The 25501-nt window shown below is 41.4% G+C and carries 26 protein-coding genes; 17 read left to right on the top strand and 9 right to left on the bottom strand.

What is annotated here, in order from left to right:
* Window positions 1-240: 240 nt before the first annotated feature.
* Together fadA and fadB are read right to left on the bottom strand one after the other, a co-directional pair.
* Complete coding sequence (gene fadA / locus ACTRWE_RS10335; protein ID WP_033102898.1) at window positions 241-1410, bottom strand: acetyl-CoA C-acyltransferase FadA; 1170 nt, start codon at window positions 1408-1410, stop codon at window positions 241-243.
* A 4-nt stretch (window positions 1411-1414) separates the two neighbouring features.
* Window positions 1415-3574, bottom strand: a complete 2160-nt coding sequence (fadB, locus tag ACTRWE_RS10330; protein ID WP_462879962.1) for a fatty acid oxidation complex subunit alpha FadB — start codon at window positions 3572-3574, stop codon at window positions 1415-1417.
* Between the two features lie 303 nt (window positions 3575-3877).
* On the opposite strand from fadB, the gene ACTRWE_RS10325 reads away from it, so the two are divergent.
* The 9 genes from ACTRWE_RS10325 to ACTRWE_RS10285 all read left to right on the top strand — a co-directional run bounded on the left by ACTRWE_RS10325 (window position 3878) and on the right by ACTRWE_RS10285 (window position 11789).
* The gene (locus ACTRWE_RS10325) at window positions 3878-5764 is read left to right on the top strand and encodes a lytic transglycosylase domain-containing protein (RefSeq protein WP_462879961.1); all 1887 of its coding nucleotides are present in this window, start codon (window positions 3878-3880) and stop codon (window positions 5762-5764) included.
* 117 nt (window positions 5765-5881) lie between these two features.
* Window positions 5882-7204: a Xaa-Pro dipeptidase gene (pepQ, locus tag ACTRWE_RS10320; protein ID WP_013463654.1), complete on the top strand. Its 1323-nt coding sequence runs from the start codon at window positions 5882-5884 to the stop codon at window positions 7202-7204.
* 98 nt (window positions 7205-7302) lie between these two features.
* On the top strand, window positions 7303-7917 hold the full coding sequence (locus ACTRWE_RS10315; RefSeq protein WP_033102901.1) for a YigZ family protein: 615 nt from the start codon (window positions 7303-7305) through the stop codon (window positions 7915-7917).
* Window positions 7918-8010: 93 nt separating this feature from the next.
* Window positions 8011-9462 (top strand): TrkH family potassium uptake protein, encoded by a 1452-nt coding sequence (locus ACTRWE_RS10310; RefSeq protein ID WP_273001557.1) that lies wholly within the window; start codon window positions 8011-8013, stop codon window positions 9460-9462.
* Between the two features lie 24 nt (window positions 9463-9486).
* On the top strand, window positions 9487-10149 hold the full coding sequence (locus tag ACTRWE_RS10305; RefSeq protein WP_064663327.1) for a flagellar brake domain-containing protein: 663 nt from the start codon (window positions 9487-9489) through the stop codon (window positions 10147-10149).
* 513 nt (window positions 10150-10662) lie between these two features.
* On the top strand, window positions 10663-10875 hold the full coding sequence (locus ACTRWE_RS10300) for an EF-hand domain-containing protein (RefSeq protein WP_013463658.1): 213 nt from the start codon (window positions 10663-10665) through the stop codon (window positions 10873-10875).
* A gap of 70 nt (window positions 10876-10945) precedes the next feature.
* Window positions 10946-11158, top strand: coding sequence for an EF-hand domain-containing protein (locus ACTRWE_RS10295; protein WP_462879960.1), 213 nt, complete (start codon window positions 10946-10948; stop codon window positions 11156-11158).
* Window positions 11159-11296: 138 nt separating this feature from the next.
* Window positions 11297-11509, top strand: coding sequence for an EF-hand domain-containing protein (locus ACTRWE_RS10290; protein ID WP_462879959.1), 213 nt, complete (start codon window positions 11297-11299; stop codon window positions 11507-11509).
* A gap of 64 nt (window positions 11510-11573) precedes the next feature.
* Window positions 11574-11789 carry an EF-hand domain-containing protein gene (locus ACTRWE_RS10285; protein WP_462879958.1) on the top strand — a complete coding sequence of 72 codons (216 nt, stop codon included), beginning with the start codon at window positions 11574-11576 and terminating at the stop codon, window positions 11787-11789.
* An 82-nt stretch (window positions 11790-11871) separates the two neighbouring features.
* Here the strand turns inward: ACTRWE_RS10285 and trkA are convergent, their stop codons facing one another.
* From trkA to def, 4 genes are all read right to left on the bottom strand, one after another.
* Window positions 11872-13248, bottom strand: coding sequence for a Trk system potassium transporter TrkA (gene trkA, locus ACTRWE_RS10280; RefSeq protein WP_054202928.1), 1377 nt, complete (start codon window positions 13246-13248; stop codon window positions 11872-11874).
* A gap of 75 nt (window positions 13249-13323) precedes the next feature.
* A complete protein-coding gene (gene rsmB, locus ACTRWE_RS10275) occupies window positions 13324-14619 on the bottom strand; it encodes a 16S rRNA (cytosine(967)-C(5))-methyltransferase RsmB (RefSeq protein ID WP_462879957.1) in 1296 nt (431 codons plus the stop codon).
* Window positions 14612-15565, bottom strand: a complete 954-nt coding sequence (fmt, locus tag ACTRWE_RS10270) for a methionyl-tRNA formyltransferase (RefSeq protein ID WP_462879956.1) — start codon at window positions 15563-15565, stop codon at window positions 14612-14614. Before fmt ends, rsmB begins: the two co-directional genes overlap by 8 nt.
* A 31-nt stretch (window positions 15566-15596) precedes the next feature.
* Window positions 15597-16103, bottom strand: coding sequence for a peptide deformylase (def, locus tag ACTRWE_RS10265; RefSeq protein WP_013463665.1), 507 nt, complete (start codon window positions 16101-16103; stop codon window positions 15597-15599).
* 119 nt (window positions 16104-16222) lie between these two features.
* Between def and ACTRWE_RS10260 the strand changes: the two genes are divergently transcribed.
* The 6 genes from ACTRWE_RS10260 to hemF all read left to right on the top strand — a co-directional run bounded on the left by ACTRWE_RS10260 (window position 16223) and on the right by hemF (window position 21133).
* The gene (locus ACTRWE_RS10260) at window positions 16223-17344 is read left to right on the top strand and encodes a LysM peptidoglycan-binding domain-containing protein (protein ID WP_462879955.1); all 1122 of its coding nucleotides are present in this window, start codon (window positions 16223-16225) and stop codon (window positions 17342-17344) included.
* A gap of 28 nt (window positions 17345-17372) precedes the next feature.
* Window positions 17373-18464, top strand: coding sequence for a DNA-processing protein DprA (gene dprA / locus ACTRWE_RS10255; RefSeq protein ID WP_462879954.1), 1092 nt, complete (start codon window positions 17373-17375; stop codon window positions 18462-18464).
* A 1-nt stretch (window position 18465) separates the two neighbouring features.
* Window positions 18466-18939, top strand: coding sequence for a DUF494 family protein (locus ACTRWE_RS10250; protein ID WP_462879953.1), 474 nt, complete (start codon window positions 18466-18468; stop codon window positions 18937-18939).
* Between the two features lie 111 nt (window positions 18940-19050).
* The gene (locus ACTRWE_RS10245) at window positions 19051-19626 is read left to right on the top strand and encodes a DNA topoisomerase family protein (RefSeq protein ID WP_013463670.1); all 576 of its coding nucleotides are present in this window, start codon (window positions 19051-19053) and stop codon (window positions 19624-19626) included.
* A gap of 23 nt (window positions 19627-19649) precedes the next feature.
* Complete coding sequence (gene tsaC, locus ACTRWE_RS10240; RefSeq protein ID WP_033102908.1) at window positions 19650-20213, top strand: L-threonylcarbamoyladenylate synthase type 1 TsaC; 564 nt, start codon at window positions 19650-19652, stop codon at window positions 20211-20213.
* Between the two features lie 2 nt (window positions 20214-20215).
* On the top strand, window positions 20216-21133 hold the full coding sequence (hemF, locus tag ACTRWE_RS10235) for an oxygen-dependent coproporphyrinogen oxidase (protein ID WP_013463672.1): 918 nt from the start codon (window positions 20216-20218) through the stop codon (window positions 21131-21133).
* A 46-nt stretch (window positions 21134-21179) separates the two neighbouring features.
* Here the strand turns inward: hemF and ACTRWE_RS10230 are convergent, their stop codons facing one another.
* Together ACTRWE_RS10230 and ACTRWE_RS10225 are read right to left on the bottom strand one after the other, a co-directional pair.
* The gene (locus tag ACTRWE_RS10230) at window positions 21180-22784 is read right to left on the bottom strand and encodes a methyl-accepting chemotaxis protein (protein WP_462879952.1); all 1605 of its coding nucleotides are present in this window, start codon (window positions 22782-22784) and stop codon (window positions 21180-21182) included.
* A 102-nt stretch (window positions 22785-22886) separates the two neighbouring features.
* Window positions 22887-23324: a group II truncated hemoglobin gene (locus ACTRWE_RS10225; protein ID WP_013463674.1), complete on the bottom strand. Its 438-nt coding sequence runs from the start codon at window positions 23322-23324 to the stop codon at window positions 22887-22889.
* A 52-nt stretch (window positions 23325-23376) separates the two neighbouring features.
* Between ACTRWE_RS10225 and aroE the strand changes: the two genes are divergently transcribed.
* Together aroE and ACTRWE_RS10215 are read left to right on the top strand one after the other, a co-directional pair.
* Complete coding sequence (aroE, locus tag ACTRWE_RS10220) at window positions 23377-24201, top strand: shikimate dehydrogenase (protein ID WP_462879951.1); 825 nt, start codon at window positions 23377-23379, stop codon at window positions 24199-24201.
* Window positions 24198-24452, top strand: a complete 255-nt coding sequence (locus ACTRWE_RS10215) for a DUF1488 family protein (protein WP_013463676.1) — start codon at window positions 24198-24200, stop codon at window positions 24450-24452. The genes aroE and ACTRWE_RS10215 overlap by 4 nt, the downstream gene beginning before the upstream one ends.
* A 15-nt stretch (window positions 24453-24467) precedes the next feature.
* Here the strand turns inward: ACTRWE_RS10215 and ACTRWE_RS10210 are convergent, their stop codons facing one another.
* Complete coding sequence (locus tag ACTRWE_RS10210) at window positions 24468-25007, bottom strand: gamma carbonic anhydrase family protein (protein ID WP_462879950.1); 540 nt, start codon at window positions 25005-25007, stop codon at window positions 24468-24470.
* Window positions 25008-25501 lie beyond the last annotated feature (494 nt).

The following is a 25501-nucleotide window of genomic DNA, read 5'->3' as shown; positions in this document are numbered from 1 at the left end:
TGTAAAAATAGTCGTGGCTTGGTTAGGTCGGGTAGTTTAGCGCAAATAAAGCTGTTGGTTAACTATTTTACGTATAACAAAACAGCTCAACTTATTAATAGATAATCTGAAATAAATTTAATGCACCCGATCACATTATTCATTTTAAACCTGCAAAAGCGGGTGGTATAAAAAAGGCGAACTAACTTGCGCTAGTCCGCCTTTTTAATCACCAAGCTGGTTTTAGATATTCAACACTAATTAGTCTTGAACACGTTCAAATACAGTAGCAATACCTTGGCCTAAACCAATACACATAGTCGCTAAACCGTATTTTGCGTTATTGTCTTCCATTAAGTGAATAAGTGAGGTGCTAATACGCGAACCCGAACAACCCAGCGGGTGACCCAGTGCGATAGCGCCACCATTTAAATTCACTTTTTCGTCAACCACATCCGCTAAACCTAGGTCTTTAAGTACAGGCAGTGATTGTGCTGCGAATGCTTCGTTAAGTTCAGCAACATCGATGTCATCAATAGTAATACCAGCTTGTGCCAATGCTTTTTTACTTGCTGGTACTGGGCCGTAACCCATGATTGATGGATCGCAACCGGCAACGGCCATCGCGCGAATATATGCACGAATTGGTAAGCCAAGTTCTTTTGCTTTTTCTTCGCTCATCACTAACATAGCTGATGCGCCATCAGAAAGTGCTGAAGATGTGCCCGCTGTAACAGAACCCGTAGCAGGGTTAAATACTGGACGCAGCTGCGATAAACCTTCAACCGTTGTTTCAGGGCGAATTACTTCATCATCTTCAACAAGGATAAGTGAACCGTCAGCATCGTGACCTTCCATTGCTAAAATTTCGCGGCGGAAACGCCCTTCAACTGTTGCAGCATGTGCACGTTGATGCGAGCGGTAAGCAAACTCATCTTGTTGCTCACGGCTAATACCGTGAATAGTAGCAAGGTACTCAGCAGTTAAACCCATAGAGCCAGATGCTTGTGCAATTGATGTAGCTAAGCCTGGGTGAAAGTCGTTACCGTGAGTCATAGGTACGTGGCCCATGTGTTCAACACCACCAATTAGGTAAGTATCACCAGCGCCAGTCATAATAGCGCGAGCAGCATCATGCAATGCTTGCATTGATGAGCCACATAAACGGTTCACTGTGGTTGCTGGCACTGAATGTGGAATGCCTGCAAGTAGAGATGCGTTACGTGCAACGTTAAAGCCTTGCTCTAAAGTTTGCTGTACACAACCCCAATAAATATCGTCAATTGACGCAGGGTCAACTGCTGGATTACGTTCTAATAAGCCTTTCATTAAATGAGCGCTTAAGTCTTCCGCACGTTTGTTTTTAAATACGCCGCCTTTTGAGCGACCCATTGGTGTGCGGATACAATCTACAATTACTGGATTATTCATGATATTAACCTTCCACCTTATAGAAAACACGGCCTTCTTCAGCCCACTTGCGAGTTTGCTCTGATACTTGGTAAATCGCACCTAGGTGAGCGTATTTGTCTGCTGCTGCAACAAAGTTAGCTAAACCTGTTTGATCTAAGTAACGGAACGCGCCGCCTCTAAATGGAGGGAAACCAACACCGTATACAAGTGCCATATCAGCTTCTTGAGGAGAAGCAACAATGCCTTCTTGTAAACAAAGTAGTACTTCGTTGATCATTGGGATCATACAACGGTCAATGATTTCTTGTTTATCAAATTCTTTTGGTGCGTCTGTAATTGGTGCAAGTAGTTCAATCGCTGTTTGGTCATGTGATTTTTTAAGACGACCGCGACGATCTGTTTCGTACTTATAGAAACCTGCTTTGTTCTTTTGACCAAAACGTTTTTCGTTAGCAAAAACAGTCACTGGGTCTTTATCTGCACGTGCCATACGCTCAGGGAAACCGTCTGCCATTACGCCAGTACAATGATAAGCCGTATCAATACCGACTACATCAAGTAGGTACGCCGGGCCCATAGGCCAACCAAATACGTTTTCCATTACTTTATCTACTTTTGCAAAGTTAGCGCCTTCAACCACTAATTTGCTAAAGCCAGCAAAGTAAGGGAATAAAACACGGTTTACAAAAAAGCCAGGGCAATCGTTAACAACAATCGGTGACTTACCTAGTTTAAGTGCGTAATCAACCACGGCATTAATCGTTTTATCTGAGGTTTTTGCACCACGGATAATTTCAACTAATGGCATTTTTGGTACTGGATTGAAAAAGTGCATACCACAGAAGTTTTCTGGCTTTTCAAGCGCTTCTGCAAGTAGGTCGATACAAATAGTCGATGTGTTTGACGTCAGTACCGTGCCTTCTGGCATATTCTTTTCAAGATCAGCAAGTACGGCTTGCTTCACTTTAGGATTTTCTACTACGGCTTCAACAATGATGTTGGCGTTTTGTAGGTCTGCATCGTTAAGCGTTGGTTTGATTTTGCTAAGCGTTGCTAGCATTTTTTCCATCGGCATGTGGCCGCGCTTCACTTTTGCACCTAATAGCTTAGACGCTTCACCCATACCTAAGTCAAGTGCATCCTGTTGGATGTCTTTCATTATGATTGGTGTGCCTTTATAAGCAGACTGGTATGCAATACCGCCACCCATAATACCTGCGCCTAATACTGCCGCTTGTTTAATTTCTACATCGCTGTGTTTAGCAAATTTACGTGCTTTACCTTTAATGTATTGGTCTGCTAAAAAGATACCCGTTTGAGCAGCAGCTTCACTAGTACGTGCTAGTTTTGCAAAGTTGGCATTTTCAATTGCCATTGCTTCGGCGCGTGAGCTGTTTGCTGCGGCTTTAATAGTGCGAACTGCCATAACTGGAGCAGGATAGTGGCCTTTGGTTTTACCCATTACCATACCTTCTGCCATTGCAAAGCTCATGCCTTGCTCAACACGGTTTAATTTAAGCGGTTGTAATTTTACAGCACGTTTTGCTTGCCAATCTAGCTTGCCAGCAATTGCTAATTCTAATGTTGCTATACTTGACTCTTGTAGTTTGTTGGCACTAACTACTGCGTCAAACGCACCTACTTTAAGGGCATCAGCTGCGCGATTTTCGTTACCTGTGGTGATCCACATCATCGCGTTATCGGCGCCAATAATGCGCGGAAGGCGCACTGTGCCGCCAAATCCAGGCATTATGCCTAATTTAACTTCTGGTAAACCCATTTTTGCTGAGTCACTTGCAACACGATAATCGGTAGCAAGTGCCCACTCACAGCCGCCGCCAAGCGCCAAGCCGTTTATAACACTTAGTGTTGGGAATGGTAAATCTTCAATTGCATCAAAAACGTCAGTTGCATTTTTGATCCACGTTACTAATTCTGTTTCAGGTTTAGTAAAAGTAGGTAAAAATTCGAAGATATCTGCACCAATAATAAAGTGGTCTTTATCACTGGTAAAAATCATGCCTTTAATATCAGCGTTAGCGGCTAATTCTTTTAATGCTGCCGCGCAATCTGAAAGAGTTTGTTGAGATAATGTGTTTACAGAACCTGTAGCACAAAACTTAAACTCGGCGATGTTTTCCTTCACGAAGCTAACTTCAAAGGAATCGCTTTTATATAACATTATTATTCTCCCTAGTTGATGAACTAAGACTGGTACGATGAGTTCATATTCAGACCAGTGTGCTTGCTTTAAATTAAAAATGCAACGAAAAATTTATCTTGGTTACAAACGTCTGGTTAAAATATAGCTGGTTTGGTGCTAAGGTGGGTTTGAAAGTTTTCTTTATTCATTTTATTGCGCTGTCTTAGTGTTCATAGCTTGGGTTTTATTAGAATAAATAGTACAGCTGTGTATGTGCTGTTGTTTACTTACTCTTCGCCACACTTCGTCAGCCTTGAAGGTTACTATGCCCTAAAGGACATTATGAAAAAATACTTATTAAGCGTAGCGGCAGCGACTCTATTTATTTCTTTTACCTCTGCCAACGCGAAAACTGATATTGATGCATTTTTAGACGCTGAAAAACAGGCGCGCTATGGCAATTATCAAAATTTTAAAGAAGCGGTGGATTCATTGTCTCATCCGCTTAAACCGTATGTTGAAAAAGCCTATTGGGAACGTTACCCAAGCTTAGCCCACCAAACAGAGATAGAAAATTTTCTCACTATTTATGAACATACGCCATTAGAGTGGCCAGTGCGTAAAGCATGGTTAAACTATTTAAAACGCAGAAATCAAAAAGCAGCGTTTATTAAAAACTACCGTGAAACCTCTGACAGTGAGCTTACTTGTACCCACCTTACTTTTCAGCTTGATCTTGGTGCGCCTAAAAAAGCAATACTCAATCAGGTAACCGACTTATGGACAGTGGGTGAGTCGCAGCCAAGTGAATGCGATGGCCTTTTTAAACGCTGGCGTCAAAATGGTTATTTAACGCCCGATGTTGTTTGGCAACGTGTCACTTTAGCGGCACAAGGTGGGTCTTATCGTTTACTGCCTTATTTAAAAACATTGTTGCCAGCCAATGAGCGCTACTTAGCCGATTTATACTCAAAAGTAAGACGTGACCCAAGTGCAGCGGCGGGGTTATACCGTTATAAGCGCAAAACAGTGAAAGAGGGTGAAATAGCGCTTTACGGTATTAAGCGTTTAATTTGGCGTGATAAAGAGTTGGCATTAAAGGCATGGCAAAAAATTGAGGGGTTATTTGATTACACTGATGATGAAAAAGCGGATGTATATTATACCTTTGCGCTTTCATTGGCGTCGAGCGGCCATAGCCAAGCTAGCTTCTATTTAAATAAAGTACCCAAAGAGCGCCAAGATCGTAAATTAATGCAATGGCAGTTAGCTAATCTACTCAAAACCCAAGATTGGGAGGGAATTGCGGCATTTTTTACAGGTAAAGAAAATCTTAGCTTAGGGCAACAGTATTGGCTTGCTTATAGTTATGACAAACGCGCAGATCATGAAAAAGCCAAGGCAATTTGGACTAAAGTGGCCGCTAATCGTGATTATTACGGCTTTTTAGCCGCTGCACGTTTGGGCATACCGGTTGATTTAAATGAGTTGCCCGTTAATGTAAATCAAGCTTTAGTAACAAGAGTGAGTAACGCACCGGGCTTTAAGCGTGCCAAAGCCTTGTATGAGTTAGAGCGCTTTACTGCTGCTCGACGCGAGTGGAATTATTTAACTGATACCTCAGCTGATGATGAAAAATTAGCTGCGTCGGTACTTGCAGCCGAGCTGGATTGGTTTGATAGTACTATATTCACCCTAGCAAAAATAAAAGCATGGGATTATGTGGATTTGCGTTTCCCTTTTGCATTTCAAGAAATGTTTGAGCGTTACAGCAAGCGAAGCAAAATTGACCTAACTTGGAGTATTGCTATTGCACGTCGCGAAAGCTCATTTGCACCTGATGCGCGCTCCCATGCAAATGCACGCGGGTTAATGCAGCTATTACCGAGTACGGCAAAGTATATTAATAAAGGCACGGTTTCTAATCGTCGTTTGTATCAACCAAAAACCAACATTCGTCTTGGGACTCGTTATTTACAGTATTTAAAAAAGAAAAACCACGGCAATGAGGTGTTAGCTACAGCATCTTATAACGCTGGGTATCATCGTATTAAGCGTTGGTTACCAGAAGAAGCAATGCCGGCTGAGCTATGGGTTGAACTTATTCCTTACAGAGAAACCCGAGATTATGTAAAAAATGTATTTGCTTATCGGCAGGTTTATCATACTCGCCTTGGTCGGGAGGGAAACCTTCTAGCCCCCATATTAGAAATGACGATGGGCGGATAGTAAAAATAAATCTACAACCACAGAGGGATATTTACACAGTAAGTATCCCTCTTTTTTGAGCGCTTTGTGTATAAGTGGTAGACTCAAAGCAAGTTAAATTTAACAGATGGGTTTATTATGGAAAAATTAGCCGTTTTATACGCCGAACATATTGCAACATTGCAGCAGCGTACACGTACTATTTGTGAGCAAGAAGGGTTAGAAGGATTAGTCATTCATTCAGGCCAAGCTAAGCGCCAATTTTTAGATGATATGTATTACCCGTTTAAAGTTAACCCTCATTTTAAAGCGTGGCTACCGGTTATTGATAATCCACATTGCTGGATTGTGGTAAATGGTAGCGATAAGCCAAAACTTATTTTTTATCGCCCAATTGATTTTTGGCATAAAGTACCTGATGAGCCAAGAGATTTTTGGGCAGAGTATTTCGATATTGAATTGTTATTACAACCTGATCAGGTTGAAAAGCTACTACCTTACGATAAAGCTAAATTTGCCTACATTGGTGAGTATCTCGAAGTAGCACAAGCACTTGGTTTTAGTATTATGAACCCTGAGCCAGTACTTAACTATATTCATTACCACCGTGCTTATAAAACGCAATATGAACTTGAGTGTTTACGTAATGCGAACCGTATTGCGGTTGATGGCCATAAAGCAGCGCGTGATGCGTTTTTTAATGGTGGTAGCGAGTTTGATATTCAGCAAGCTTACTTAATGGCAACGCGTCAAAGTGAAAACGAAATGCCATATGGCAACATTGTGGCCCTTAACGAAAACTGCGCTATTTTGCACTACACCCATTTTGAGCCAAAAGCACCACAAACGCATAATTCATTTTTAATTGATGCGGGCGCTAATTTTAATGGTTACGCTGCGGATATTACCCGTACCTACGACTTTAAAAAGCAGGGTGAGTTTGCTGACTTAGTTAACGCTATGACAGCGCATCAAATTGAGTTAGGAAAAAGCTTAAAGCCAGGTTTACTGTATGGCGATCTGCATATTGATTGTCATAACCGTATTGCTCAGCTATTAAGTGATTTTGATATTGTTAAACTACCTGCAGCGGAAATTGTTGAGCGTCAAATTACCTCAACTTTCTTCCCGCATGGACTCGGGCATCATTTAGGTGCACAGGTTCACGATGTGGGTGGTTTTATGCGTGATGAAACAGGGGCACATCAAGCGCCACCAGAGGGTCATCCATTCTTGCGCTGTACTCGCTTAATTGAGAAAAACCAAGTGTTTACTATTGAGCCAGGTTTGTACTTTATTGACTCTTTATTGGGTGATTTAGCACAAACAGACAATAAGCAGTTTATTAACTGGGAAAAGGTCGAGGCGTTTAAACCTTTTGGCGGTATTCGTATCGAGGACAATATTATTGTTCACGAAGATAGCCTAGAAAATATGACGCGTAATTTATTACTCGACTAAATCCTTATTAAAGACGAGTTAGTCAATACGCGCTAAAATAAACGGATACAAAGGGGCCTTTTGGCCCCATTTTTTTAATTAAAGCCTAAGTAAGTGCTATGTCTGAATATAAATACCCAGCCGAAGCTGTATTTCATCAAGAAGAAATTAAAAAAAGTACCTTCATTGTTCATATAGGTCACACGTCCGATCTAAATGCTGCGAAAGCCTTTATTAAAAATATTGAAGAAAAATATAGTGATGCACGCCACAATTGCTGGGCACATGTTGCAGGTAACCCAGGGGGCAGCCATGTTTATGGCTTTTCTGATGACGGGGAGCCCAATGGCACCGCCGGTAAACCCATGCTCAATGTGCTAGTGGGCTCAGGCTTAGGTGAAGTGACCGCTGTGGTAACACGTTACTTTGGAGGTATAAAGCTCGGTACGGGTGGGCTGGTGCGTGCTTATGGTGGTTCACTCAATAATGCCTTAGCAAAACTACAAACCGTGGTGAAAGTGCCGAGCGCTGAGCTGGTGGGCTTTAGTGAATACAGTATGCAAGGGGCGATAGAGCAACATTTAAAAACGAACTTTCAGGTACTTAATATTGAAAAGCAGTTTACTGCAAATATTGAGTGGACTATTACCATTGATAGTCGCCAAGCGCAGCAAGCCATCAAAGATATTTTTGATTTAAGCCACGGCGCAGTTGAGTTAACAATCAAAGAGTAATAGTCTTACATTCATCCCATTTAATGATTAAACATTAAATTTCGAGTCATACAGTAGTTATTTTAATTTACTAATAAAAAAGCGATACGCTCAATGCAATTTCGTACCATCATAAAAATTCTTGGCCAATTGGTTGCGCTATTCAGTATTACTATGGTGCCACCAGCGCTAGTGTCTTTAATTTATAAAGATGGTGGAGGGGTGCCGTTTGTTTTAGCCTTTATATTCAGTGTTGTTATTGGCTTAATGGCTTATTACCCAAATAGGCATGAGCATGGCGATTTAAAAGCCCGCGAAGGCTTTTTAATCGTGGTTTTGTTTTGGCTAGTACTAGGCGCGTTTGCCTCCTTACCGCTGGTATTTTTACAAGAACCCAACCTCTCTTTAGCCGACGCCGTGTTTGAGGCCTTTTCTGGCTTAACCACAACAGGGGCTACCGTACTGACCGGCATAGAGTATCTGCCTAAATCGGTCTTGTTTTATCGCCAACAATTACAGTGGTTTGGTGGTATGGGGATCATTGTATTAGCGGTAGCAATCCTGCCAATGCTTGGCGTAGGTGGTATGCAGTTGTATCGGGCTGAGATTCCAGGCCCCGTAAAAGATTCCAAAATGACCCCGCGTATAGCCGACACCGCTAAACACCTTTGGTATATTTATGTGTCTATTACCCTGGCATGTACTTTGGCGTATTGGAGTGCTGGCATGAATTGGTTTGATGCAATTTGCCATGCTTTTTCTACGGTGGCCATTGGTGGTTTTTCTACTTATGACGCTTCAATGGGGCATTTTGATAGCCCAGTAATTAACTTTATTTGTGTGTTCTTTTTAATTATCGCAGCCATTAACTTTTCTCTGCATTATGCTGCTGTAGCGAGTCGTAATATTAGTGTCTACATTCGTGACCCTGAATTCAAAGTGTTTCTATGTATTCAGCTCGCGCTGGTGGTGATTTGTTTCACGGTACTTTCATCTCACGATGTTTATGCCAATGGCGATGAAACCCTCGATCAGGCATTGTTTCAAGCTGTATCTATAAGCAGCACCGCAGGATTTGCCACAGATAACTTTTCTGCTTGGCCTTTGTTTTTACCTATTTTATTAATATTCTCTAGTTTTATTGGTGGCTGTGCTGGTTCAACTGGCGGCGGTATGAAAGTTGTGCGCGTGTTTTTACTTTATCTACAAGGGGTGCGAGAGCTAAACCGCTTAGTGCATCCTCGAGCTATATACTCTATAAAGTTAGGACGAAAGGCGCTACCAGATAAAGTAGTTGAAGCGGTATGGGGTTTTTTCTCGGCTTATGCACTAGTCTTTATTATTATTATGTTAGCGTTAATGGGCACCGGGTTAGACAATATAACGGCATTCTCAGCAACGGCAGCGTGTTTAAATAACCTTGGGCCTGGTTTAGGTGATGTTGCTTCTCATTATGGCGCTATTACCGATGCTGCAAAATGGATATTAACCGTGGCAATGGTATTTGGCCGTTTAGAGATATTTACCTTACTCGTGCTATTTACTCCAACATTTTGGCGTGGATAACGTTTTAAATATTAGGAAGGAAATATGCGAAAAACCAATTTGGAAAAGTTAAACCAAATCGTCACGGGTGGCATAGTTGATTTAGAAATCCTCACCCCCACGAGTAGCCGACGCGTAAAAACAGAGTTTATAGGCTTATTAGAAAATAAGTTTATTATTTTAAATTACCCCAATGCAAAAAGGCTCCCCATGGCAAGTGATTATTTACGCGATGGTGTGATGGTGGTGGTAAGAGCGCTTATAGAGGGCAGTGGTGGGCATGTTTTAGCGTTTCGTCAGCAGCTTATGTCTGTAGCATCTCACCCGGCTAAGTTATTGTTTATCGACTATCCTTCACAAGTACAGCTATTTGAACTGCGCTCGCAAGCGCGTATACCCACGTTGTTTCCTGCTAAGTTAAAATTATCGGATGATCGCCCTTCCTTTGAAGGTGTTATAAAAGATATTTCGTTAACGGGTGTTATGTTTGATATTAAAACAACCCAAGAAATCGACGACATTAAAGATATGCGTTGCATCGTAGTGTTTGATGAAGATACAAAGCACGAAGGGCAAATATGCAGTGTGAAAAAACATGCTAAGGGCATATATTGCGGAATTCGATTATTTGCCAGTGAAGAGCAAATGAAAGCCCTGATGGGGGATCACTTCATTGACCCTAGTGCACTTGAAGTTGAAATTGTATAAGACCTGTTATCTTTCGAAGTTGAACATTTTACAATCCTAAAAGGTCAACAAGCCCTAACATTTTCGCTCTTTTGCAACAAATAGCGGTGTGTTGTTGTGTTTTTTAAAAGCCATTTTAAATTTATTTTATAAATCAATTAAAAACAGTGGGTTAAAGCTGTTTTTTAATTCTAATTTTTTGTTTATAACAAAATTAAACTCAATTCCTCCTCCTTTTTGTTTATTTAATCCTCTTTTTTAGCGGTTGCTCACCGACTGTGTGGTGTTTTCCTTAAACTCAACTCTTTGATTTTTATTGTTTTAATTTTATCGCCTCATCTACTGTTGCTAAAAAGCAACAAAATAACGAGTTAAATAGCGCTATTTTCAGCTAGGTTTTGGTTAATTTATTGAAAAATATGGTTTTTATATTATTGGCATCGAAGTTGTAATAGTCAGGCTGTATTGAACGAAACGTGATTTAAAGTAAAACACTTAATCGCATAAAACATAAACTTTGAAGGAAGATTGATTATGAAAAGCATTAATAAAACTTTAGCACTTATCGCATTGGCTTCTTCATCAGCCGCTTTTGCAGCAAGCGACTTTGACACGCTAGACGTTGACGGCAACGGCGCAATCAGTCAAAGCGAAGCATCGGTTGATGCAAAATTAATGAGCATGTTTTCAGAGCTTGATACTGACCAAAACGGTGAGTTATCAAAACAAGAGTTCTCTAAAGCATAACCCTAAGCTATTAAAGTTTTGGGAGTTAAAAGCTCCCCCATTATTTAAACGATTTTAAGGAATACTCATTATGAAAACATTACACAAAACATTTGCACTTATCGCTCTTGCTTCTTCATCAGCAGCTTTTGCTGCCAGCGATTTTGATACACTTGATACCGACGGTAACGGTGCTATTAGCCAAAGCGAAGCATCGGTTGATGCAAAGCTAATGAGCATGTTCTCAGAGCTTGATACTGACCAAAACGGTGAGCTATCAAAAGAAGAGCTTTCGAAAGCATAAGACAAGGCTAAGTATATTCTGAGTTGCCAAAGACAACCTAAATAGGCAAGGAAGCCTATGAAAGAGAATAACAAGGACCGTGATAGCCAGACACAATTTTTTGATAGACCATTGCATTACATTTTGAAGGATTAAATTATGAAAACATTACATAAAACATTCGCACTTATCGCTCTTGCTTCTTCATCAGCTGCTTTTGCAGCAAGCGACTTTGACACGCTTGATACTGATGGTAACGGCGCTATTAGTCAAAGCGAAGCCGCTGTAAACGCTGATTTAACAGCCGCATTTACTGAGCTTGATACTGACGGTAATGGTGAGCTTTCTAAAGCTGAGTTTGCAAACTTTTAATTTTTGACTTTTTTCATTGCACAGGGATCTCAGAAAAGGATTTCCCTCTTATAGGAGACTTATTATGAAAGCATTAAACACAACACTTGCGATTTTAGTATTAGCGTCATCATCAGCGGCCTATGCAGCAGTAGATTTTGCCTCTTTTGACAGTAATGGCGATGGTGTAATTAGCCAGCAGGAAGCCGCCGCTAATAAACAGCTAATGAACATTTTTGAGGATTTAGATACCGACGGAAATGGTGAGCTTTCTAAAGAAGAGTTTGCAAGAGTACAATAAGTATTAACCCATCATACTCCACTAAAGCCGCTTAATAGTCAGCGGCTTTTTTGTTGGTGATTACTTAACTCGAGCCGTTTAATTACAGAAAAATTGCGCTAACTTGGAATAACTTTTCAACCACGTTAATGTGCTTTTTATCAATTAAGAACATGATTACATGATCGCCTGACAAAATAATTGTATCGTCATGGGCAATGAGTACATCGTCATTTCGCACAATTGCACCTATTGTGGTACCTGCAGGCAATTTAATATCGGCAATTGCGCGACCTACCACTTTAGAGGTATTTTCATCACCATGGGCAACCGCTTCTATGGCTTCTGCAGCCCCTTTACGCAACGAGTACACGTTTACAATATCACCACGGCGCACGTGAGTCAGCAATGCAGAAATAGTCGCTTGTTGTGGTGAAATAGCAATATCTATTTCGCCGCCCTGTACTAAATCAACGTAAGCGCCTCGTTGAATAAGTACCATGGTTTTTTGTGCCCCCATGCGTTTTGCGAGCATAGCCGACATTATATTTACTTCATCGTCGTTGGTAACGGCAATAAACACATCAACCTGTTCAATGTGTTCTTCAGAGAGCAGCTCCTGATCGGATGCATCACCACAAAATACCACGGTGTTGTCGAGCATTTCAGAGAGTTGTTCGGCACGCTCTTTACTTCGCTCTAGTAACTTAACGCTGTGGTTTCTTTCCAGTGAACGGGCTAGGCCTGCACCAATATTACCGCCACCGGCAATCATGATTTTTTTATACGAGCGTTCCAGCTTTTGTAGCTCGTTCATTACCGCACGAATGTGTTTGGTTGCGGCAATAAAAAATACTTCATCGTCGGCTTCTATTACGGTGGTACCCTGCGGTTTTATTGCCTTGCCTTGACGGTAAATAGCGGCTACTCGGGTTTCTACATTAGGAATATGCTGCTTAAGTGTAGATAGGGCATAGCCTACCAATAAGCCGCCATAGTAGGCCTTTACAGCCACTAAAGAGAGCATGCCATCGGCAAATTGCAGTACTTGTAATGCGCCAGGGTAGTCTATTAGGCGGCGAATATACTTAGTAACGAGTGCTTCTGGGGCTATGTAATGATCGACAGGTAAGTCATCATTATGAAAGAGTTTTTCGCGGTATTTTAAATACTGCTCAGAGCGAATACGGGCTATTTTGGTCGGTGTATTAAAAATACTGTAGGCAACTTGGCATGCCACCATGTTAACTTCATCTGAGCTGGTTACGGCGATAATCATATCGGCATCTTCAGCCCCTGCGCGACTTAACACGTCAGGGTGAGCGCCGTGGCCTGCAACACCTTGTAAATCGTACTTATCTTGCAGTTCGCGCAAGCGGTTACCGTCGATATCAACTACGGTTATTTCGTTTTGTTCACCCACTAGGTTTTCTGCGAGTGTGCCGCCAACTTGCCCAGCACCGAGTATGATTATTTTCATTATGTACCCGTATTATTAATACTAATTACATCAAAGTATTAGCTACCTCTAAACTGAAGTAGCTAAATGTGTTGCCTAGGCTTTTTTAACTAATTTAGCGTAGTAAAAACCGTCACTTTCGCCTGGTAATAACTGCAAGCCTGGTATGGTTTTAGTGTCTTCGCTGTGCAAAGGAATATGCTCTGCGTCTTCATTATTAGCTAAAAACTTAGCAACTTGTTGTTGGTTTTCTTGAGGAAGCACCGAACAGGTTGCATACACCAATGTACCGCCTGGCTTTAACAATGGCCAAATGCTGTCGAGTATATCGCCTTGGAGGGTCGATAAATCGTTAATGTCGGATGCGCGACGTAACCATTTTATATCTGGGTGACGACGAATTACGCCAGTTGCAGAGCAGGGTACATCTAACAAAATACGATCAAACTGTTCTTCATCCCACCAAGTGTGAGGTTGCGATGCATCACCACATTGTAAGTCGGCGCCCAAACCTATGCGTTCTAGGTTTTGTTTAACACGTTCTAGGCGTGTGGCATCGCTATCAAGCGCAAGCACATCTGCGTCGGCAAGCTCTAAAATATGGCAGGTTTTACCACCAGGCGCTGCACAGGCATCGAGTATTGCATCACCATTTTGTGGGTCTAGGTAGCGTGCAGCAAGCTGCGCTGCCGCATCTTGTACTGAACAGGCACCGGTATCAAACTCAGGAAGTGAAAACACATCGCGTGGTTTGCTTAGTTTAATGCCATCAATAAAATCAGGATTTAGAGTATGTTCAATATCGTTAGCGGTTAGCATTTCGCTATATTCTTGGGTGCTAAACTGCGATTGATTCACTCGAAGCCACATTGGCGCTTGTTGCTGATTAGCTTCTAGAATGTCTTCCCAGCTATCTGGGTAGGCTTCTTTTACTTGCTTTATAAACCAGTTTGGATGGTTGTATAAACATACCGGAATTTGTTTGGCTTTTTCTTCAAGCTCAACTTGCTGACGTTGAAAGCTTCGTAAAATGGCGTTAATAAGCCCTTTTAAGCCAAGAGCGCGCAATTGTTGTAACGCATTAACCGTTTCGCTAATTGCTGCATGCGGCGGTACACGCATGTGTTGTAGTTGGTAAATGCCCACATACAATAAAAACTGAAAAATACGACGTTTGCCTTTAAGCGGTTGTTCTACTAAATGCTGGCAATAATTTTCTAGGCTAGGTAAGTAACGTAATACTCCGTAGCAAATTTGCTGCAGTAAGGCTTTATCTTTAGGAGATAGGCCTTGGCTAGCGAAAGGGAGTTCTTGATTAAGCGATGCGCCTTTATCAACCACGTTATATAAAGTTTCAGCGGCTAGCGCTCTGACATTGCTTACATTACTCATTATTTTCGCCTAATACGGTGCCGGGTGTGACCCAGTCGCTACGACCGTTTAAAAAATCATTAATTGCCATTGGCTTTTTGCCTTGTGGTTGTAATTCGCCAATAGATAAAGCGTGTTTACCACAAGCCACAACGATACCGTTTTTATCACTTGTTAATACAGTGCCAGCTGCGCCTGATTGTTCAACCACGTTTGCTTGGTATATTTTTACCGTATTACCACGCATTTGGGTAAAGCATACTGGCCATGGGTTAAAGGCACGAATGTTACGCTCGATTTGCTCGGCATCCATAGACCAATCAATGTTGGCTTCGTCTTTTGAGAGCTTTTTAGCGTAATTGGCATCAGCGTCGTTCTGTGGCTCAGGCGTTATGTCCCCGTTGGCTAAACGATTTATGGTGTCGATTAATACATCAGGCCCGAGTTCAGCAAGCTTAGTGTATAAGCTTGCACTGGTTTCAGCACTATCAATAGGGCAGCGGCTAATATGCAGCATATCGCCGGTATCTAGCCCTTCATCCATTTGCATTATGGTTACACCGGTTTGCTGATCGCCTGCCCAAATAGCACGTTGAATAGGCGCGGCGCCACGCCAGCGCGGTAAAATAGAACCATGTACATTTAAACACCCTAAACGTGGGGCATCTAAAATGGCTTTAGGTAAAATTAAACCGTAGGCAACGACAATCATGATATCGGCATTGAGGCTGCTTAGCTCTTCAAGTGCGTCGTCTGTTTTGAGTGATTGCGGTTGAAAAACGGGTAGGTCATGTTCTAATGCAAGCGCTTTTACTTCACTGGCTTTTAGTTTTTTTCCGCGACCCGCTGGACGATCTGGTTGACTGTAAACGCCCACTATTTGGTGTTCACTATTTATGAGTGCTTGCAGATGGCGTGCAGCAAAGTCCGGCGTACCGGCAAATATAATGCGTAATGGTTGTGTCACTGAGTTTCCTAATTATTTACTAAGGTGCTTATTACTGCGCTGCAAACTTCGCTTCTTTTTCAAGCTTTTTACGAATGCGTTGGCGCTTTAATGGAGATAAATAATCAATAAATAATTTACCTTGAAGGTGATCAAGTTCATGCTGAATACAAATCGCTAATAATTCGTCAGCATCAAGAATAAATTCTTTACCTTCTTCGTTCAGTGCAGCTACGGTAACGGTTTCTGCACGGTCAACTTTTGCATACGAATGAGGAACTGATAAACAGCCTTCTTCGCTCACGGTTGAGCCATCTTTTTTGATAATTTGCGGATTGATAAGCACGAGTGGTTCATTGCGCTCTTCTGATACGTCGATCACCACAATACGCTGGTGAATATCAACCTGTGTAGCAGCAAGCCCAATACCATTTTCATCGTACATAGTTTCTAGCATATCTTTGACAATTTCACGCACTTGATCGTCAACAACAGTTACTTCTTTTGCGATTGTACGTAAACGTTCATCTGGAAATCTTAAAACTTCTAACCTAGCCATAGTTACCTTTTACACTTATGCTTAAATTTAGGGTATTGTATGTTCTTATTTTAGCCATTCACGTTCCCCTTTAACAGGTTTTGGTTAATAATAATGAAAAAACACTATGAGGAAGCTCAATGAAATCTCCATTAATTGCAATTATACTTGCATTAAGTGCAACTTTTCCTGTGCTGGCAGATGTACTAACTATAAAAAAAGATGCACCTAAACAGTATGTTGTGAAAAAAGGTGACACGCTTTGGGATATCTCAGCTATATATCTAAACGAACCTTGGTTATGGCCTGAACTATGGCAAATGAACCCACAAATAGACAACCCTCACCTTATTTATCCGGGAGATGCGTTAGCATTAATTTACGATACAGACGGTAATCCGCGTTTAGTGATTAATAAAGCGTATCGAAAGCTATCACCTATGGGACGTATTACGCCAAAAGGGAAAGATGCGATAACAACTTTACCTCTTGCGTTGATTAAACCGTATTTGTCGTTTGAGCAAGCTATTAACAGCGATACCATAAAAGAAAAGCCCTATATTTTGGGCGCCAACGAAAATACCAAAACCCAAACTATTGACCATATTTTATATGTAAAAGGTAACTTAAAACGTCATCAGGCATATGCTATTTATCATAAAGGTGCGCCTTATACTGACCCTAATACCGGTGAAGAGTTAGCGAGTAGAGCATCTTATGTGGGTATGGCTCGCGCTTTTAGAGCTGGTGATGCGGCTAATGGTGAACCTGCCTCAGTCAGAGTTGAATCAGTTAAGCGCGAAATCAAGCAAGGTGATTTTTTATTACCCGCGATGGAAGGACAGATGCTGCCGGTGTATTTTAATATGCATCGTCCTACCCAGCCGTTGCAGGGTCATGTAATTGCCTCTCCCCGTGAAGTGAGAGAATTTAGCACGATGGATGTGGTGGTGCTAAACTTAGGCTCTGAACAACAAGTTGAAGTAGGTCATGTAATTGATATTGAACGTCAATCACCTAAAGTAATTGATGGCGCTCGAGGTCCGCGTTATACAGAAGACTCAAGTCGTTTAGAAAAATTGGTATCGGCTACTAGCGAATTATTTGGCTCAGAGAGCGACGAAGATAGCATTACTTGGAAAATGCCAGCAGAGAAAGTTGGTGAAATGATTATTTTTAAAGTGTATGACAAAGTTAGTTATGCACTGATCACTAAAAATCAGCACCCAATTCGCATTGGAGATTTGGCAGTAATTCATTAAGTAGCGAGTCGGTGTTCTAGGAGGGAACATGGAGCAATCGTGTGGCAAGTTAAATCATTGGCTTGCCTTTTACTTATGCAAAGGGCTTGGAATAAAAACGCTATTAGCCCTCTCTAAGCAGCACAGTTTAGAGTCGCTGTTTTCCTTATCGCATTCCCAGCTGGTTATGTTGGGCTTAACAGCGAGTCAAGCAAGCAATTTACTTAATACAAATTGGCAGCAAGTTGCGCATTATGAACAGCTTATTAGCCAGCAACATATTATTGTTATTAGTATTTTTGATACCACCTACCCAGAACACCTAAAACAAATAGCCAGTGCGCCATTATTACTTTTTTGTAAAGGCGATATCAGCTTACTGTCTTCTCCACAAATTGCGATTGTTGGCAGTCGAAATGCAACCACCACAGGACTTGAAATTGCTGCAGAATTTGCACATCAGCTAACGCTTGCTGGCATAACAGTAACCTCTGGTATGGCGCGTGGCATTGATGGTGCTGCCCATAAAGGAGCGCTGGCAGGAAATGGTAAAACCATTGCCGTACTAGGGACTGGTGTTGATGTTTATTACCCTAAACGCCATAAGTTACTTACAGAGCAAGTATTAACACAGGGTTTATTGGTAAGTGAGTTTTTACCGGGCACCGCGGCCAACGCGCATAACTTTCCACGGCGTAATCGTATTATTTCAGGACTCTCTTTAGGCGTTTTAATTGTTGAAGCCGAAATTAAAAGTGGCTCACTGATCACCGTACGTTATGCGCTTGAACAAAATAAAGACGTTTTTGCGGTGCCAGGCTCAATTAAAAACCCGCTGGCACAAGCAAGTCATTTTTTAATTAAGCAAGGTGCTAAGCTGGTAGAAAACGTCGCCGATATTCTTGATGAGATGAACTTTTCATACCCTTCTGGTCTAAACTATAAAGAGTTAACTGATGCTGTAACCTCTGATTGCGAGGTGCTTAACAGTATTGGTTTTGAGGTGACCAGTGTGGACGATATTATGCGTCGAGTACAGTGGCCAATTGATAAAGTACAAGCGCGATTGCTTGATTTAGAGTTAGACGATCAAATTGAACGTGTATTAGACGGCTATATTAAATTAAGCGCTGGAGGATAATATGTTTGATATTCTCATGTATTTATTTGAAAACTATGTTCACAGCGAAAGTGATGTATTTGTTGAGCAAAGCACACTTACCGATGAGTTACTCCGCGCAGGGTTTAACAAACCCGAAATTAACAAAGCCATTGACTGGTTAGATCAACTTGCCGCATTACAATACAGCAATGAATCGCCTTATTTATTAGCCACTGAGCAGCATGCAGTGCGTATTTTTACCGACAGTGAGTGCCAAGTTCTCGACACCGAGTGTCGCGGCTTTTTAATGTTTGTTGAACAAACGGGCGTTATTAATAGCACCACTCGTGAAATGGTGATGGACCGTTTAGCGGCGCTTGATAATTCAGCTATTACTTTGGAAGATTTAAAATGGTTAATTCTTATGGTGTTATTTAACGCCCCTGATTCTCAGCAGGCGTATGAGCAAATGGAAGATCTTATTTTTGATGAGCCCAGTGAAGTGTTACATTAATCATTATTGCGTGTTTTATTATTTTCAGCGTTAACAAACCGACTGCCATAGCTTGTATCTTTAAGGGTTTTGGGTATATTAGGCGAAAATTCACCAACCACTAGGATTTACATGAGTAAAATCGATCATTCACTTTTCTCGGCTAATAAACACGCCTTAGAAAAAGAATATGAGATATGCCCGCAATGTGGTTCAGAACTCGTCATTCGTAATAGTAAATCTGGGCCTTTTTTAGGCTGCGCTAGTTACCCTAAGTGCGATTTTATTCGCCCGCTTGCACATCATGATAGCAATGAAATCAAAATACTTGAGGACAGCGAGTGTCCAGAGTGTAGCAAGCCGCTGGTGGTGAAAAATGGCCGCTACGGTATGTTTATTGGCTGTACCGGTTACCCTGAATGTCATTATATTGCCAGTGAGCATGACGATACGCCAAGTGAAGAGCCTGTGATTAGTTGTCCTAAATGTAAAAAAGGCCACTTGGTTTCACGCAGCAATAAATTTGGGAAAGTGTTTTATTCTTGCGACTGTTATCCAAGCTGTAAATATACGCTTAACCATAAACCTGTAGCTCAAGCGTGTCCTGTATGTGACTGGCCAGTTGTTACTGAGAAAAAAACCGCGAGTGGTGTTGTGTTACAATGCCCACAAAAAAGCTGTATGCATAAGTTTGCTGCCACTGAATAACGTAAATATCTCTGGAGACAATTTTGTCTGACCTTTCTTCTTTATCTGCTGCAATAACTAGCTTAGAACAAGGCGATGTTATTTTATACCCAACCGAAGCTGTTTATGGCCTTGGTTGCGACCCTGACAATCAACAGGCGGTGGAACGTTTATTGAGTATTAAACAACGCCCCGTTGAAAAAGGGCTTATTTTAATTGCTGACAATTACGGGCAATTATTAAAATACGTCGATGACGCTAAGCTGCCTATGGATAAACGTGCCGATATTTTTTCAAGTTGGCCAGGCGCACTCACTTGGGTGATGCCTGCAGCTAAGTCTACCCCAAAGTGGTTAACAGGGCAGTTTGATACTATTGCAGTAAGAGTAACTAACCACCCTACAGTTAAACGTTTATGCCAACAGTTTGGTAAACCACTGGTATCAACAAGTGCTAATTTAACCGGCCAAGAAACGGTAACAAGTATTGTTGAAGCTCAGCAGCAGTTTGGCGAGCAGGTTAGTTTTTATGTTGATGAACCATTAGGTGGTAATACGCAACCAAGTACCATTAAAGATGCCATGACAGGCAATGTATTCAGAGGTTAACGATGCAAAGCGAATTATTAAAACAAGTAAAAGCGTACTTTATGGCTTTGCAAGATACCATTTGCCAAGGCTTAGAAGCGGCTGATGGAAAAGCACAGTTTGTTGAAGACAGCTGGCAGCGAGAAGAGGGCGGCGGTGGTCGTACTCGCGTTATCACCAATGGTAATGTGATAGAGCAAGGGGGAGTTAATTACTCTCATGTATTTGGTGCCTCTATGCCGGGCTCTGCCACTGCACATAGACCTGAGCTTGCCGGGCGCAGTTTTCATGCGTGTGGTGTATCGTTAGTGATCCACCCTAAAAACCCACATATACCAACAAGCCATGCCAATGTGCGCTTTTTTATTGCCGAGAAAGAAGGTGAAGAACCGATTTGGTGGTTTGGTGGTGGTTTTGATTTAACCCCGTTTTACCCTGTACTTGAAGATGTAGTGCATTGGCACCAAGTTGCGCACGATGTGTGTCAGCCGTTTGGCGATGATGTATATCCAAAATATAAAAAATGGTGTGACGAATACTTTTATTTAAAACATCGTGATGAAACTCGCGGCGTAGGCGGCTTATTTTTTGACGATTTGAATGAGTTAGGTTTTGAGCAAAGTTTTGCATTTATGCAATCGGTGGGTAATGGCTTTTTAGATGCTTACGTTCCTATTATTGAACGTCGCAAAAACGATAAGTACACCGAACAACAGCGCGATTTTCAATTATATCGCCGTGGTCGTTATGTTGAGTTTAATTTAGTCTGGGACCGCGGCACATTATTTGGCTTACAAAGCGGTGGCCGAACTGAATCTATTTTAATGTCGATGCCACCTTTAGCTCGTTGGGAATATAACTATACCCCAGCCGAAGACAGTGCAGAGGCATTACTATATAAAGATTTCTTAAAGCCACGTGATTGGTTAGCTCTAGGCTAGAAATTGTCCGCCAGTCAATAAACTACTTATTGACTGGCTTTTAAAATTATTGTTTTAGTTTAAAACTGTGTACCTGCTCATCTAACGAACGAGCTAAATTGAGTAACTCTTCACTGACTTTTTGATTTTCATCCGCATCCACTAATGATTGCTCGGCGTTATCGCTAATACCAACAACACTTATATTTATTTCTTCAGCAGCTTGGTTTTGTTGCTCTGTTGCATCGGCTATTTGTATATTGAGCTCATTTATTTCATTCATTTGCCCTGAAATATCTTTTAAAGCTTGTGCAACTTGCTGTACTTGTTGCGCTCTTTCGTCTGCCTCTGCACAGGACTCCCCCATGGTTTTAACGGTTTGCGCGGCTTCTGACTGCAGCTTATCAATTGTGCGACGTATTTCATCAGTAGATGCATGAGTTCGAGTTGCTAAAGTACGTACTTCATCAGCAACAACGGCAAAGCCTCGGCCAGCTTCACCTGCACGGGCAGCTTCAATGGCAGCATTAAGCGCTAATAAATTTGTTTGCTCGGCGATACTGCTGATCACCTCAAGTACTTTTCCCACTTCAAGCGTTTGCTCTTGTAGTTGTCTCACTTGATCTGCCGCTTGGCGTACATCTTCTGCTAACTGATTGATACTGAGTTCGGTTTGCTCAGCAACCTGCATGCTTTGTTGTGCTAGTTCATTACTGTTCTCAGATTTTTCTTGAGCAAAATGAGTGGTGTTTCTTACTTCATTGGATGAGCATTCTAGTTCATTAATTGCTGCGGCCACCGAATCGGTACTTTTCTTTTGTTCTAAAATAGCGCGCTCAGTGGCATCGGCCGAGGTATAAATTTTCTCTGCTGAATGAATAAGCACTTTTGAAGAGTGAGATACCTGAGCAATGTTATCTTTAAACGTAGCAATCATTTGGTTAAAACTAGTGGCAAGCCAGCCGAGTTCATCTTCGGCGTTATCTTCAATGCGTAAGGTTAAATCTTTATTAGTAGTGGCTAAGTGCATTGCATGGCCGAGCTTTTTAAGGCGCACTATAAATATTTTTCTAAACACTATACCTAGCAGCACAAAGGCAATAATAAAAATAGTAGAAAGTAGGCTGGTGGTTACTAAGGTGTTGTAAGTTACCTCATTATCAATATCGGCTAAGGAATAGCTAATTTTTACCACACCTAGTACATCGCCTTCTTGCGCTTGATGGCAGCCTAAGCAGTTTGTACCTTTGTAGTCTGTGCTCGCAAACATAGGGCGAAGGTAGGTCATGCTGCGGTTGTTATTGCTTTGCTCTATAAATAAACTTTCTTTGCCTTGCAGCGCTTCGCGTTCGTTGTTATTACTTGCTGTTTGGTTTTTATTTCCGGCCCCATACAGTTTATTAACTATATCGGAGCGAATAATATGAGCATCTTCTATATTAGGGTGTTTGCGTAGCTTTTGGCTCAATAATTCTCGATTAGCCATAGTACCGGTTAACATCATGGTGTTTATTGAATCAAAATAGTTATCGGCAAGTAGCTTAATGTTTTCTGCCACCGTATCTTGTGCGAGCGTGCGCTGTTGACTCGCACTACTAAAAATACTGGCTATGAGTACTATAATGCCGGTTAATGCTAACAAAGCATAAATTTTATGTTGGATTGATTTCACACGCGCCACGCTTTTCTAACTATTTAATAGGGTATTATCTTTATTTTAGAAAAGCGGGTTTTGACTTAGCGCAAATAATCCCCAATTAAAGAATGAGGTAGGTTAATGCTGATTAATCATATGACTGGCAAGCTGTGCCAGTGATTGGCGTAAACCTTCGCGTAAAACGGGGTTATCAATTTCTATGTCTAAGGTTTTATTCATGCAATACATCCACTGATCACGTAAATCTTGATCAATAGGAAATGGCATATGACGTTTGCGCAGCATTGGATGGCCATGTTTTTCTACAAATAAGTCTGGGCCACCAAGCCAACCCGATAAAAACTCAAAAAATACTTGGCGAATTCTATCTAATGGTTGAGGATGCATATCATATAACGGTTTAGCGTATTCATCGCTGGCCATTATGTCGTAGAATCTATTGGCAATTGCACGCGTGGGCGCTTCTCCGCCGATGATTTCATACGGGGTTTTCTCTGGAGTAGGCGCTTGCGTAGTTGTAGACGGCTTTGATCTTGAAAAGAGTCTTTTAATCATAATTTTATCATCGTTAATAGGCAGTACTAAAACTGCGAAGAGGTTGTTTAAAATGGACAAATATGCGGTTTTTGGAAATCCAATCAAACATTCAAAATCTCCCAGCATACATCAGCAGTTTGCTAAGTCATTGGGAGAGCAAATCGACTATAGCGCAATCTTAGCACCTATCGATGAGTTTGAAAAAACAGTCGCTACTTTTTTTGAGCAAGGGGGCAAAGGCGCAAATGTCACTGTTCCTTTTAAAGAGCAGGCCTTTGCTTTAGCCGATGAACTCACCCCAGTGGCTAAACTTGCAGGCGCAGTAAACACCCTTAAAAAGCGCGATGATGGGACCTTACTTGGTGATAACACCGATGGCATAGGCTTTGTTAACGACTTACTGGCAAATAAAATAACAATAACAGGTAAACGCCTGCTGATCATTGGTGCGGGTGGCGCTGCTCGTGGTGTTATTTTACCTTTACTTGAGCAGCAGCCTAAAGAAATCATTATCGTTAATCGCACGGCACACAAAGCCCAAACATTGGCAAAACTCTTTACTGGGCACGGCAATGTTTCGGGGTATGGTTTTGACGACCTTCCTTTTGCCGATTATCATTTAGTTATTAACTCAACCTCAAGTAGCATGAATAACGAGTTACCTGCGTTAAGCGAAAAGCACTTAAGCGCATGTGAAATGGCTTACGATATGTTTTATGCCACGCAAAATACGCTATTTATGAATTGGGTGAGCGAACACAGTAAAGCAGCTAAGCTATTAGATGGCAGTGGCATGTTAGTAGGCCAAGCTGCGCAAGCTTATTATGTATGGCGAAATAAAATGCCTGAGATTGTTCCCATTGTTACTGCACTAAAGCAGGGAGTGCTTAAATGAATCAAGCAATACAGTTTATAGACCGACTCGAATTTAGAGAGCCAACTCACCAGCTAGTTTTTTTTGCACAAGTAAGCGGAATGCTAGTTGAGTGTGTGATTGCTGTCAGCAGTTTAAATTTAGCCGATGAGAGTCATGCAACGCGTTATTTTGAACAATATCGATTTGATTATGAAGAGCGTGCCGAGCAGCTAATCGAAGACGAAAGCTATAACTCGGCAGGGCAAATAGAAGTGAGTTTACTTAATTAAGCAAAAAAGCTGTGGTTAATTCGCGTCTTCAGCTAAGTATTCATCTTTAAGTTGCACGTAATTATCGGCAGACACTTTTAAAAAGCTCAGCTCTTGCTCTGTTAAAGGGCGGGCTTGTTTCGCAGGGCTACCTACATATAAATAGCCAGACTCTAAACGCTTATTAGGAGGTACTAAAGCTCCACCACCAATAATCACCTCGTCTTCTACAATCACGTTATCCATAATAATAGCGCCCATGCCCACGAGTATGCGGTTACCTAGAACGCAGCCATGCAGCATTACCTTATGACCCACGGTAACATCATCACCAATAATAAGTGGGTAACCCTCAGAATTGCTTTTAGTCGCTCTTGATAAATGTAAAACACTGCCATCTTGTATATTAGTACGCTTACCGATACGAATATGATTAACATCACCACGGGCAGCAACTAGTGGCCATACACTACTATCATCACCTAGGGTGATATCACCGACTAATACAGACGACTCGTCTATATAAACAGAATCATTAAACGCAGGAGTTATTCCTTTATAAGAACGTATTGCCATATATGCACCTTTAAATTAAACAATATGAATAGTATCAGTGTAACAGTAGCGCTTATTTAAGTACCAGCAAAGCCTGATTTGATTATAAAACTAGCTGTTTTATCAGTTTTAGCTCAGATACTGACCGAACAGTGTGTTTTTTTAGTTTTTCTTTAAAAAAGTACTTGCGTAAAAATCTGTTCTCCCTATAATGCGACCCCACTGAGACGGCAGAGCGCAACGCATAGCGAGGCATGAGCTACTCAGAGAGTTAAGTAAAACTTAAGTTTAAATCATCGCAAGAAAGTTTAAAATTAAGTGTTGACTAGAAAAATAAAGGATGTATTATACGCATCCCTAGCGACAATGTCGCAACGTTCTTTAACAATATAAAGCAATCATCTGTGTGGGCACTCGTACAGATTGAGTTCTAACAGCCAAGCTACTTAGGTGGTGAGGCAAACAAATTTAGAGTCTCAATTGAAACTGAGTGACCAACAGAATAGTTACTTTTA

The sequence above is a fragment of the Pseudoalteromonas sp. G5_S1_54_S4 genome (genome assembly GCF_054968565.1).
Note: the sequence above shows the minus strand (reverse complement) of the source record. Positions and strands in the feature narration are given on the sequence as shown.

Coding starts and splice junctions, on each gene's coding strand:
- def (WP_013463665.1), bottom strand. CDS start 16,103: ATGGCTAGGTTAGAAGTTTTAAGATTTCCAGATGAACGTTTACGTACA.
- ACTRWE_RS10215 (WP_013463676.1), top strand. CDS start 24,198: ATGAATCAAGCAATACAGTTTATAGACCGACTCGAATTTAGAGAGCCA.
- ACTRWE_RS10295 (WP_462879960.1), top strand. CDS start 10,946: ATGAAAACATTACACAAAACATTTGCACTTATCGCTCTTGCTTCTTCA.
- ACTRWE_RS10225 (WP_013463674.1), bottom strand. CDS start 23,324: ATGATTAAAAGACTCTTTTCAAGATCAAAGCCGTCTACAACTACGCAA.
- fadB (WP_462879962.1), bottom strand. CDS start 3,574: ATGTTATATAAAAGCGATTCCTTTGAAGTTAGCTTCGTGAAGGAAAAC.
- aroE (WP_462879951.1), top strand. CDS start 23,377: ATGGACAAATATGCGGTTTTTGGAAATCCAATCAAACATTCAAAATCT.
- hemF (WP_013463672.1), top strand. CDS start 20,216: ATGCAAAGCGAATTATTAAAACAAGTAAAAGCGTACTTTATGGCTTTG.
- fadA (WP_033102898.1), bottom strand. CDS start 1,410: ATGAATAATCCAGTAATTGTAGATTGTATCCGCACACCAATGGGTCGC.
- ACTRWE_RS10210 (WP_462879950.1), bottom strand. CDS start 25,007: ATGGCAATACGTTCTTATAAAGGAATAACTCCTGCGTTTAATGATTCT.
- dprA (WP_462879954.1), top strand. CDS start 17,373: ATGGAGCAATCGTGTGGCAAGTTAAATCATTGGCTTGCCTTTTACTTA.
- ACTRWE_RS10305 (WP_064663327.1), top strand. CDS start 9,487: ATGCGAAAAACCAATTTGGAAAAGTTAAACCAAATCGTCACGGGTGGC.
- ACTRWE_RS10290 (WP_462879959.1), top strand. CDS start 11,297: ATGAAAACATTACATAAAACATTCGCACTTATCGCTCTTGCTTCTTCA.
- ACTRWE_RS10245 (WP_013463670.1), top strand. CDS start 19,051: ATGAGTAAAATCGATCATTCACTTTTCTCGGCTAATAAACACGCCTTA.
- ACTRWE_RS10310 (WP_273001557.1), top strand. CDS start 8,011: ATGCAATTTCGTACCATCATAAAAATTCTTGGCCAATTGGTTGCGCTA.
- ACTRWE_RS10300 (WP_013463658.1), top strand. CDS start 10,663: ATGAAAAGCATTAATAAAACTTTAGCACTTATCGCATTGGCTTCTTCA.
- ACTRWE_RS10315 (WP_033102901.1), top strand. CDS start 7,303: ATGTCTGAATATAAATACCCAGCCGAAGCTGTATTTCATCAAGAAGAA.
- ACTRWE_RS10260 (WP_462879955.1), top strand. CDS start 16,223: ATGAAATCTCCATTAATTGCAATTATACTTGCATTAAGTGCAACTTTT.
- rsmB (WP_462879957.1), bottom strand. CDS start 14,619: ATGAGTAATGTAAGCAATGTCAGAGCGCTAGCCGCTGAAACTTTATAT.
- ACTRWE_RS10250 (WP_462879953.1), top strand. CDS start 18,466: ATGTTTGATATTCTCATGTATTTATTTGAAAACTATGTTCACAGCGAA.
- ACTRWE_RS10325 (WP_462879961.1), top strand. CDS start 3,878: ATGAAAAAATACTTATTAAGCGTAGCGGCAGCGACTCTATTTATTTCT.
- ACTRWE_RS10285 (WP_462879958.1), top strand. CDS start 11,574: ATGAAAGCATTAAACACAACACTTGCGATTTTAGTATTAGCGTCATCA.
- trkA (WP_054202928.1), bottom strand. CDS start 13,248: ATGAAAATAATCATACTCGGTGCTGGGCAAGTTGGCGGCACACTCGCA.
- pepQ (WP_013463654.1), top strand. CDS start 5,882: ATGGAAAAATTAGCCGTTTTATACGCCGAACATATTGCAACATTGCAG.